Source organism: Rhizobium sp. BK376 (genome assembly GCF_004341625.1).
Lineage (GTDB): Bacteria > Pseudomonadota > Alphaproteobacteria > Rhizobiales > Rhizobiaceae > Rhizobium.
The window spans coordinates 1-9,978 of record NZ_SLZG01000059.1; the positions used below are offsets into that span (position 1 = coordinate 1).

A 9,978-nucleotide genomic window follows, 5' to 3' on the forward strand; every position below is an offset into this window, starting at 1 on the left:
ATCGGCTGCTCGGTCCTCAATAGAATGATGGCATGCGCACGCCCGAAATCCGTCCGCTGCAAGACTGCAACGCCGTAGCAACAGCATCAAAGACGGAATGCCGTTCCTTCAACGACCCGCGCACCAAAGCCGCTCCGTATAAGAAGGAGCTGGAAGACAACAAGATCACGGTGATTGACCTGACCAAGATCAAATCCGGCGACAGCATGAACCACGGCAAGTTTGCGGAATCGCCCCAGATCGTCCAGCTCATCGGTCAAAGAATTTCCGAGGGGCAGACGTTGACCGACAGTCACGTCGGACTTGGCGACCAGATTTTGGTGGCGACAACAGGGGCCGCGACGGCGGCAGGAAATGTCGCTGGTCTGGTCCTTGCTGCACCCGTCGCCGTCGTCGATCAGGACACGCGGGACAACTACGCAACCCATGTCGGAAGCCTGGCAGGCGCAAACAGCACACACCCGATCACGACCAGGGACTGCGATCAAACCAGACCGCCACCGAGTTGCAGACGCTGATTTCGTTGTCAGATGCTACAGAGCGGCTTTTGACGCATATTCCAGCGGGACAACGAGACGGCGGTCAGCCTGAAATACTCCAAATCAACCAGGGTGGACCATCTCGGTAAGGCTCTCCAGGGTTCTTGACGTGGCCTTCGACGGGGGCTGAATGTCTCTGAGTTGTACTAAAAGTGGATGGACAGGCCCAGCATCGGACCTTGCATGGTGACGTCGAAAACAAACCCTTTGTCACGATAGTCCACGCCCATCGCACGGTACCCTGCAAGTGCCGAAAAGGTGTCATTGAACTTGTAGCCGAGACCTGCACCGACGTCCCAATCGACATCAGCGCCGCCGCCGCCCACGAGGCCCCAACCCGTCGTGTAGATTTGTGGCGTGAAAAAATAGTTGCCTTTCAGCCCGGCCATCGCGTCAACCCAGGTCTTGGTGCTTTCACCGCGGGCGCCGCCTAGGATGCCACCGTTGAGGGAAATCGTGGTATCGAGCGACCAGACCCGGGCCCCGCCGACGATATCGAGATGGCCGTTGGGCTCGTCGAGCAACGCATAGCCCGCGCCGAAGAAACCGGTAAAGATCTTGGACGTGACCTCGACATTGTTGGCGACGATGCCCCTCGGCGTGGCGGAGTCGTTCGAGAGCTTCGCATAAACGAAGTCGCCGACAATGCTGTAGCGATCATACCGGGCCTCGCCCGTTGCCATCGCGGCAAAATCAAGATTTTTCCAAATGTCGCCGAAATCGGCATTGACGTGAGCCGGGGGCAGCCCGCGCACGCCGATGTCGCCAGATATTCCCAGGCCCCAAAAATATGGCGTGATGGTATAGGTCCATCCCGAGGGCGTCTGGACCGGCGTCGGCGCGGGCGCCAGCGGGGTCATATCTGCGCCTTCCGCCAAAGATATCCGCAGCGTGGCCGCAATAATGACGGCCGCGTAAGTCATTGCGTGCTTGGCTCGTGTCATTGCATTCCCTCTCCGTCCTGCCCGACGCGAGCGGAATGTCGCAGTGCGTCGTTATGTATCGATTCGCTAATTTAGGATGCTGGACGACGATCTGTCCACCTTCAGTTGCGCCGGACGTCACAAAGCGGCGGGGTGTGGCTTTGAAGACGCAGCGGGGGCCGCAGGGCTCAAGCGGGAGTTGCCGCAAAAAAGCACTGGCGGAATCACACCGAAGCGAATGCTGGGTTTGTGCGGCGGCGATGGGCGCTGCCGAACGCTTCGTGAATTTAAATCGGGCGGCAACTTCGACTCGTTGACCCACCCTTCTATGGGTTCGCGACGGCGCAATTCGTCAACTGCCATTGAGCAGTTCAGCAGGGTCGGCGATGACCTAAAACGAGTGTCACGGCATATCCAACTGGATGATTCTTGGCCGCTGGATTGTCAATAAGGAACTTATCGACGTCCTTCACCAAATCCTTGATCGAAGTTTTCCGAGCACACGCCAACCACGCATCCTGTTCTCGCAGATTATAGGTCCGGATGATGTATCATCCCATCCCATTGATCATCCCGGCAAGGTACAAAATTTGTATGCCTTCGGGCAAACTCATGTATTTAATCGTATCCTCTGCCCCGCCCAGTTGATTTTCATTTTCGATGGCTGGCGAGTTTGAGACCAGCGACATAGTCAGCATCATAATGGCATTGGTGCACCGATCGTTTATCGGTTACGCTTTAATGGAAGCGGCGATCGAAACAACGCCCAGTCACCGCTATGCCTTTCAAACACAATGCTGCCCGCCGTCATCGTATCGGCAAAATGAAGTTCAAGGTGACGAACTGGGCGGAGTATGAGGCTGGCCTTCGCCGGCGCGGGAGCCTGACGCTGTGGGTGACAGAAGAAGCGCTGTCGTTGTGGCAAGCACCGAAGCGCTCGACACGCGGTGGCCAGCCGCGCTACTCCGATCTGGCGATCGAAACCGCTCTCACGCTAGGCTCGGTGCTCGGCCGCGACTTCGCCAGACGGAGGGTTTACTGACATCGGTGCTGAAGTTGATGGGATTGGATCTCGCCGTCCCCGATCACACGACGCTGAGCTGAGGAGCACGGACATCCCGATTGGCCGACAGCGGGCAAGGCCGCGGCGCTCCGATAAAGAAGCCCGTTCACGTTCTTATCGACAGCCGACGCCTCGCAGGTGGAGCCGCTACCGGACCAGATCGACAGTCCGATTGTCCAATTCACCGCCAATGGTGCCTATGACGGCAAACCAACCTACGACACCTACGACGCCGTCACCAACTACAGCGCTTGCGCCGCGGTGGTCATCCCGCCGCGCAGCAATGCGGTGAAACGCCAGGACATCGAGCCCTCTAATCAGAGGGACTGTCATAGAGCGGCGATCGCCACCGACGGTCGGATGAAATGGCAAGCCACGACTGGCTACGGCAAGCGGTCGCTCGTCGAAACGGCGATTGGTCGCTGCAAGTCCATCATCGGACGTCGACTGAGGGCGCGCGATCCTTCAAAGCGCAACAGACCGAGGTTGCCATCGGCTGCGCCGTCCTTAATCGCATGCTTGCGTGCGCACGCCCGAAATCCGTTCCTCGCATGACAACCACCGCGTAAACAGATCAGAGTCCGAAAATTCTCCGATCCCCGCACCAACGCTATGGAGTGGATATGGTCGAGAGGCAAGCGAGGCCGTAAAGCAGATGCTTGCCCAATTGGCTCAGCACGCCGGGCTGCGCGATGCGGACGGCAAAAGCAGGCGTCTGTACTAGCTGATCAACAATTTTGGCACCTACTTGATCCAGAACGAAGCTTCGATCGTCAACTACTGCCGGTGGTACTGGTCCGGCTTGCCGATATTTAGCTTACCGGCTGAAACCGCGGTCACCAGCCTCGTCAATGCCCGCATGAACAAGAAGCGTCAGATGCGTTGGTCGCTGTCGGAGCTAGCCCGATCCATTTATGTCCACGACGGTGTGCGCAACAGGTAGTGCATGAGTGCCGAGGGCGCATTGCTTCCCAGCGGCACCACTATGCCATCGCGGCGGAGTTAGCCTGTGAATGCCTGCCGTGAGTTTCCTCGATTGAGCGCCCATAGGCGCACCGGGCCGGACCTGCCCCGAATCCGATGATCCCCTATATCGTCTAAACCCGCGAGGAGCGCTTCAGCTACGGCTTCATCGGCGGACACCCGGACGGTGTGCACCAAGTCGTTGCTGACGACGAGGCCGCACTTCAGTGCGCGCGTCAGCTTCTCAAGCCGCGCCGCGACGTTGACGGTGTCCCCGATCACAGTGAACGCCATGCTTCGCTCGGTGCCGACATCGCCGACAACCACTGGGCCGCAATGCAGGCCGATCCCCACCCCAACAGCAAACGTGCCGGACCCACTTCGCTTAGCGTTCCACTCTGCGATTTCCTCCAGCATTTCACGGGCGCAAGCCAGTGCGTCCACGGGATCGCGCCAACTGGTCTCCGGGACACCGAAGACCACCATAATGGCGTCGCCTATAAATCCTAGAACCGCGCCGTTGTGCCGGAAGATTAGCTTCTCCATGCGCTTGTGGAACGACCGGAGCAATGCGAGCAGATGCTCGGGCAATGCGGTTTCCGCCATCCGGGTGAAGTCGACAACGTCGATGAACAAAACGCTGACGTCCTGGCGTCGCCCCGGGCCGAGCGGCACATCGCGGTTTGACAGCAACTTGACGAGTTGCGGCGAGAAATAACGCGACAGGTTCGTACGCGCGCGGTTGACTTCGATGCGGGCGGTGACGTCGCGCTGCACCGCCAGATATTGGCGGATCTTGCCAGCCTCATCCCGAAGGGGAACGATGGACCACTCCATCATGAATGTACTGCCATCCTTGCGATAGTTTACGGCAGTGCCCTCCCATGTCCGCCCGGCCGCGAGCTGTGATCGGAGGTTTTCGAATACCGACCCGTCCGTCTCAGGACCCTGCAGGAGGCGCGGCGTCTTTCCGATGACCTCGGTCCGGTGCCAGCCGGTCATTCGTTCAAATGCGGGATTGACGTACACGATTGTAGGACCCGGCCAGTCGAGCTCGGCCGTCGTCACCAGCATACTCTCTGCCGCCGCGTCGATCACCTGAGCGGCATCAATTTCCGTCATCGGATCGAACGCGGCCATGGTCAGCGCCTTGAAGATTGACGAACAATTATCTCGCCTTTCCATCGGGTAGGCAAGCAGCGCGAGGCGGCTTGCAGGCGGAGGCCTCGGCGTTCGTCGGTGCGCCTTTGAAGCACAGGGACATGCTGTAGGGACGCTGGGGCATCGCAATGTCTGGATGGCGCCCGCTTGGCAAGGTGATTTAGGCGATGTTTGAGCTTGGCGGGTCGGGTGCAGTCATGTCTCCGGCCTGTAAGCGCGGTTTGATATGACCGCTGGCCCTGATGTTTTGCGCTCAAACCGATCCCTATCAACTTACCGCGCTTTGCCGCGCTATACGATGCCACGGGTACTTCGGTTCGTACAGTCCATTCCGCTTGTGCCTTCACATCACTCCTTCGTCACGCCGGCAACTTTTGTGCCCAACGGCAATTCGAACAACGTCTTGCTTATTGCGTTGCCAGGTTTGCTTCATAGCTCCCGGCTCTGGTCATGATCGCCCATGCGATGCGCGCCATTTTATTCGCCAGAGCGACAGCCACAAGCTTGAAGGATTTCTTCGCCAGCAAGGCTCTTGCCCAGTCCACCAGTGGCGATTTGGTTTTGCCATTCTTGATGCTGTAGAGCGCCGCATGCGCTCCGACCACCAAGAGCTTTCGCAAATGCCGGTTGCCCATTTTGGAGATCCGGCCAAGCCTCGGCTTGCCGCCGCTCGAATATTGTCGAGGCACCAACCCCAGGAATGCCGCGAACTCTCGTCCACCCTCGAAAAGGCCCGGATCCGGAATACTTGCCGATAGAAACAACGCCGTAATCGGCCCGATGCCGGGGATCGAGGCAAGACGAAGACTGACGTCATCCTTGCGATGTATGGCGAGGATCTCCTTGTCGAGTTTGGCAATCTCAGCTTCAATGGCTTTGGTGCGCGGGTCGTTGAAGGAACGGCATTCCGTCTTTGATGCTGTTGCTACGGCGTTGCAGTCTTGCAGCGGACGGATTTCGGGCGTTTGCATGCCATCATTCTATTGAGGACCGAGCAGCCGATGGCGACTTCCGTCCGCTACGCTCCGAATGAGCGCGCCCGCAGCCGGTGTCCGATGATCGATTTGTAACGACCGATCGCGGTCTCGACCAGGGATCGTTTTCCGTAGCCGGTCGCGACCTGCCACTTCATTCGGCCAGCGGTGTTGATCGCCGCAATGTGTCGGTCTCGCTGGCTCGAAGGATCGGCGTCCGGCCGTTCCACCGCATTGGCGCGTGGCGGAATGACCACGACAGCACCGGCACTGTGCCTGGTGACGGCGTCATAGGTGGGGTTGCCGTCATAAGCGCCATCGCCCGTGAACTGGCCGATCGGCGTGTCGATCTGGTCGAGCAGCACCTCCAGCGGCGATGTCACATAAACCAGATGTCAGTGGGTAGTGCATAGAACTGAAGGGATGAAGAATTCATCCATCAGCTACAAGCGTCACCGTTTCCCCCAACAGATCATCGCCCATGCGGTCTGGCTGTATTTCAGATTTCCTTTGAGCCTTCGGCTGGTCGAGGAGCTACTGCTGGGGCGCGGGATCATCGTCTCGTATGAAACGATCCGGCGATGGGGACGGAAAGTCGGGCCGGTTTACGCAAAGCAACTCCGTCGCAGGCGACCTTCGCGCCAGGACGTCTGGCACCTCGATGAGGTTGTGGTTTCCATCGCCGGCCGAAAGCACTGGCTTTGGCGTGCCGTCGATCAGGACGGCTACGTTCTCGATGAAATCGTTCAAAGCCGGCGCGACACCAGGGCTGCAAGGCGTTTGCTGCTCAGGCTGTTGAAGAAGCAGGGCATGCCACCCAAGCGGATCATCACCGACAAACTCCGCTCCTATAGTGCGGCCAAACGTGACCTCATGCCAACGGTCGAACACCGGTCCCACAAAGCCCTCAACAATCGAGCGGAGAATTCTCATCTGCTACTGCGAAAACGGGAGCATCAGATGCAGGGTTTCCGATCAGCCGGAGGTCTGCAACGGTTCATAACAACCTTCTCCGCCATCCGAAATCTCTTCGTCGCACAGCATCGCAGCCGCTCTGCTCTCGCCACTCACATCCATCGTGTCCGCGCCATGGCGCACTGGAAAATAGTGACGGGTGCCATTGCCTGATCTCCGGCAGCAGCGCGGTCATTTCTTCTCCACTCGATAATGTGTCAATTCCCCGGTGGGTTGATTGCCGCTCTGTGCATCTCATCGGTGAAGGTGCTGGTCAGAGAGGCAGCGCCAACTGTCAAAGGATACGAGTTGTCCCGCGCTGAGTAAGCGCATTGTTGCCTTTTCGAGCGGCCGCCATTAAGAGTCGGCTCACCCACACGCCCAAGTATGGGCGTGAGCACCTCGGTTTCTAAAGAGCCGTTGATTTTGGTGTCGCCACCCCATCGCATATTCCCCAGAGGTGGCGACTTACTCTCAGTCTCTTCCAGACAAGCTAATACATAAGCCGGTGCGCGGTCGGGGAAATTCCCCAGTCGGGTTATGCCCTGAAGCGACAGTAGCAATCGTTCGGAAGGTGTTGGGGCAACCCGCTCGTGAAAACGAGCCAGGCACTCGCGGTGATGCTGGTGGAAACAAGGGCGACGCCCACGCCATCCTCGTCATGGATCAGGCGGGTTGGCATTTATCGAACAATCTCAAGGTGCCCGAAAACATCACCATTCTACCGCTGCCAGCGAAGTCACCCGAACTCAATCCGGTCGAAAATCTCTGGCAATTCATGCGCGAAAACTGGCTCTCAAACCGTGTGTTCACATCCTACGAAGACATCGTTGATCACTGCTGCGATGCCTGGCGCAAGCTTCAACGTCAGCCTTGGCGCATCATGTCGATCGGACGCAGAAAATGGGCCAATGAGTTCTAGTCATCAGGCCTTGGTATTAGACATTTGCCGGAGTAACAAACAGTTGAGTTAGTGGACCGTGATTTTTGCACCGAACGGCGCGCGAATCCCGGCAGAGGCGAAAAATGGTCACTAACTTTTCCACCGAGCACAAGGACCGCTTCCGCCTAAATCCAAGGGGCGACAAGAATACTCGCGCAAACTTCAAAGCTTCTGTTGTTCAATCATGCTAAAACGCAATGCTCTTGCGTCGGCCGCTGCGACTGCATGCATCTCCTTCTCAAGAACATCGCGGTCGTCAACACCACGCAAAAGCCTGCCCGCTAGCACATCGAAACGGCCGCCGGCGATATCGGCGATCAGCAGCGCAGCGCGTGACGGCTCAATGTTGACACCATCATCAAAAAGCTTCTGGATGCCAGGCAAGTAGGTTTTGCCTGCGTCCGAGAAGAGCTGCGCTTCAGTCATCGCACTGCGGACGAGTCCGGGATCGACGGCGAAGGCGAACACGCGATGTTCTGTTGTGGTATCGTTGAGACATTCCGTCAGGCGCATGATTGCCGCTTTGCTCGATGCATAACCCGACCCGTGCGGGAAACTGTTACCTGTTCCACCGCCGACTAGGTTGACAATCCGACCCTTCCCGCGAGCTATCATTGCAGGCGATGTCACGTGGCAGGTGTGGAAGGTTCCTTGCAAGTTGATTTCGACATCCCGCCACCAAGCCACCGGATCGCATTTCCATATCGGCCCAAAGGCCTGGAACGAGCCGTGGTTGTTCACGAGGGTATCAATCGGTCCGAGTTCCGTCGCGATCCGAGCAAATGCTCTCTCGACAGCGTGGTAGTCGGTAACATCGACCGAAACGGCAAGCGCTCGTCCGCCCTCGGTTTTGATCAGAGCAACGGTTTCGTCGATCTCCGCTGCTGTTCGAGAAATTACCGCAACCTTGGCGCCACCACGCGCTTGCTCAAGGGCGATCTCTCGACCGATCCCTCTTCCTCCACCCGTTACGACCGCTACCGATCTTTAAGTCCGTCCATTTGTTCCATCCAAACTTTGAGGGCGCAGCGGGTGCGACAGACCAGAACCCGCGATCAAAAAAACGGCCAAACCCACGATGACTACCAGTTCGTAACCGAACCGTCACGCCGCTGCAGGTGAGGCATCTCCGAGAACCGGAACCCGCCCGCTCGGGAAAGTTCCGCCTCATCGATCTCCACTCCTAATCCAGGCCCGTCTGGTACAATGTAAACTGCCTCCTTCAACTCAACTTTTTTCACGAATATGGGCGACTCCTGGCGTGCCATATCCTCGTCCGGCGTCTCCCAGCACTCGACGTAGGAAAGGTTCGCAACTGCAGCTGAAAGATGCACAGTTGCGGCCAAAAGACGGCAGATGCCCCCTGGAAAAGCAGAGGCGTCCATGAGCGAAAACCCTGATTGCGGATATTAGACCAGGAGCCACATTCAACTCGGCTCCTCTATTTTTAGATGCGATGGGTCCCACCAATGTCGGATTGGGGCAATCCGACTGAGAAGCCGTTGCCAGTTTGATGAGCTCTGGCAACGGTCTTCTTTTTGTCAGGCGCGGGTGAGCAACCGGGAGCTTACGTCAAGCGGAAGAGAGCTCTCCGCTTTGTGAATCGGCATGGGGTCCCGATGCTGATCGGAACGATAAAAGATTGTTTTCGTTGGAACGACCGGGGGTCACTGCGCAACGCCTATTTACAGAGGGACGATTTGATCTAGCACAAAGACCGTCCCGTTTTGACGCCATATAGATTCGACGCCGCTAACCAGATTATGCGTGCTGGCGCAACCAAAGACATGAAAGAACGGCCATACGAGAGAAAACGCGAAGCGTAAGGAGTATCCTATGCAGTCTGCAATTTCCCCAGCGAATGCCAAAGCCGCATCACCGTCAGCAGCCAGCGTCGCAAGTAACCAGGTGGCAGATTTTCGATTGCATAAAGATGAAGACGCATTGTGAGCAGTCACGCATCCTACTGGTTACGCGCGAACCATCTGGAGCTATGTGACCCGGACAAGCGACTGAATCTCTCCGAGGCGAACAGTTTCTTGCGGGCGGCGCGCAAGGACGGCCTGAAGACCGAGTACATCGGACCGGTCGGGGCAGCGGTGATCTGACGCCTCCAAGGCGTGCCACGCCTACCAGCTGATTTTTGTCGTGTCGCTGCTAATGGTCACCGAGCGGCTGTGGCGCCGCCGGCCAGCTATCCGCTAGTCCGTCGGCTCAAGCAAGTCGTCCAGTTTTTCAACCACGGCCCGAACCACATCGGCGCGGCTGACGATGCCAGCGACTAGTACCTCGCCACAGAGATTATGACGGTTTGTGTTATCGTAGAATGGGCAGGGCTTCTGGCGGGATGAGAAGTTGGATGGTGCGTGCGGCGCCTGGCACGCGGGATATAAACCCCGCCTTCTCGAGGGTGAGCACCATCTGGTGAACAGACGGAGCCGTAACGCCGAAGTGGCGA

The 9,978-nt window shown here is 57.8% G+C and carries 4 protein-coding genes and 7 pseudogenes; 5 read left to right on the forward strand and 6 right to left on the reverse strand.

Annotated features, from left to right (window positions below):
• Positions 1-131: 131 nt before the first annotated feature.
• Positions 132-518 (forward strand): annotated as a pseudogene (locus tag EV561_RS36005) (alpha/beta hydrolase); the annotation flags it as partial.
• A gap of 167 nt (positions 519-685) precedes the next feature.
• On the opposite strand, the gene EV561_RS36010 reads toward EV561_RS36005, so the two are convergent.
• Positions 686-1,462 carry a hypothetical protein gene (locus tag EV561_RS36010; RefSeq protein ID WP_132528643.1) on the reverse strand — a complete coding sequence of 259 codons (777 nt, stop codon included), beginning with the start codon at positions 1,460-1,462 and terminating at the stop codon, positions 686-688.
• Between the two features lie 778 nt (positions 1,463-2,240).
• Here EV561_RS36010 and EV561_RS36015 point away from each other — a divergent pair.
• Both EV561_RS36015 and EV561_RS36020 read left to right on the forward strand, forming a co-directional pair.
• Positions 2,241-3,094 (forward strand): annotated as a pseudogene (locus EV561_RS36015) (transposase).
• 41 nt (positions 3,095-3,135) lie between these two features.
• Positions 3,136-3,414: pseudogene (locus tag EV561_RS36020) on the forward strand (ISKra4 family transposase); the annotation flags it as partial.
• 113 nt (positions 3,415-3,527) lie between these two features.
• Here EV561_RS36020 and EV561_RS36025 read toward each other — a convergent pair.
• The 3 genes and pseudogenes from EV561_RS36025 to EV561_RS36035 all read right to left on the reverse strand — a co-directional run.
• The gene (locus EV561_RS36025; protein ID WP_165928050.1) at positions 3,528-4,628 is read right to left on the reverse strand and encodes an adenylate/guanylate cyclase domain-containing protein; all 1,101 of its coding nucleotides are present in this window, start codon (positions 4,626-4,628) and stop codon (positions 3,528-3,530) included.
• Positions 4,629-5,056: 428 nt separating this feature from the next.
• A pseudogene (locus tag EV561_RS36030) lies at positions 5,057-5,521 on the reverse strand (IS110 family transposase); the annotation flags it as partial.
• A gap of 53 nt (positions 5,522-5,574) precedes the next feature.
• Positions 5,575-6,000, reverse strand: a pseudogene (locus EV561_RS36035) (transposase); the annotation flags it as partial.
• Between the two features lie 46 nt (positions 6,001-6,046).
• On the opposite strand from EV561_RS36035, the gene EV561_RS36040 reads away from it, so the two are divergent.
• Together EV561_RS36040 and EV561_RS36045 are read left to right on the forward strand one after the other, a co-directional pair.
• The gene (locus EV561_RS36040) at positions 6,047-6,751 is read left to right on the forward strand and encodes an IS6 family transposase (protein ID WP_132528639.1); all 705 of its coding nucleotides are present in this window, start codon (positions 6,047-6,049) and stop codon (positions 6,749-6,751) included.
• A 469-nt stretch (positions 6,752-7,220) separates the two neighbouring features.
• A pseudogene (locus EV561_RS36045) lies at positions 7,221-7,499 on the forward strand (transposase); the annotation flags it as partial.
• A gap of 183 nt (positions 7,500-7,682) precedes the next feature.
• Here EV561_RS36045 and EV561_RS36050 read toward each other — a convergent pair.
• A complete protein-coding gene (locus EV561_RS36050) occupies positions 7,683-8,471 on the reverse strand; it encodes an SDR family NAD(P)-dependent oxidoreductase (protein WP_132528641.1) in 789 nt (262 codons plus the stop codon).
• A gap of 1,365 nt (positions 8,472-9,836) precedes the next feature.
• Positions 9,837-9,978 (reverse strand): annotated as a pseudogene (locus EV561_RS38335) (MarR family transcriptional regulator); the annotation flags it as partial.

Excerpts from the sequence above, each read along its gene's own strand:
- EV561_RS36010 (WP_132528643.1), bottom strand. The coding sequence starts at position 1,462 with ATGACTTACGCGGCCGTCATTATTGCGGCCACGCTGCGGATATCTTTG.
- EV561_RS36025 (WP_165928050.1), bottom strand. The coding sequence starts at position 4,628 with ATGGCCGCGTTCGATCCGATGACGGAAATTGATGCCGCTCAGGTGATC.
- EV561_RS36040 (WP_132528639.1), top strand. The coding sequence starts at position 6,047 with ATGAAGAATTCATCCATCAGCTACAAGCGTCACCGTTTCCCCCAACAG.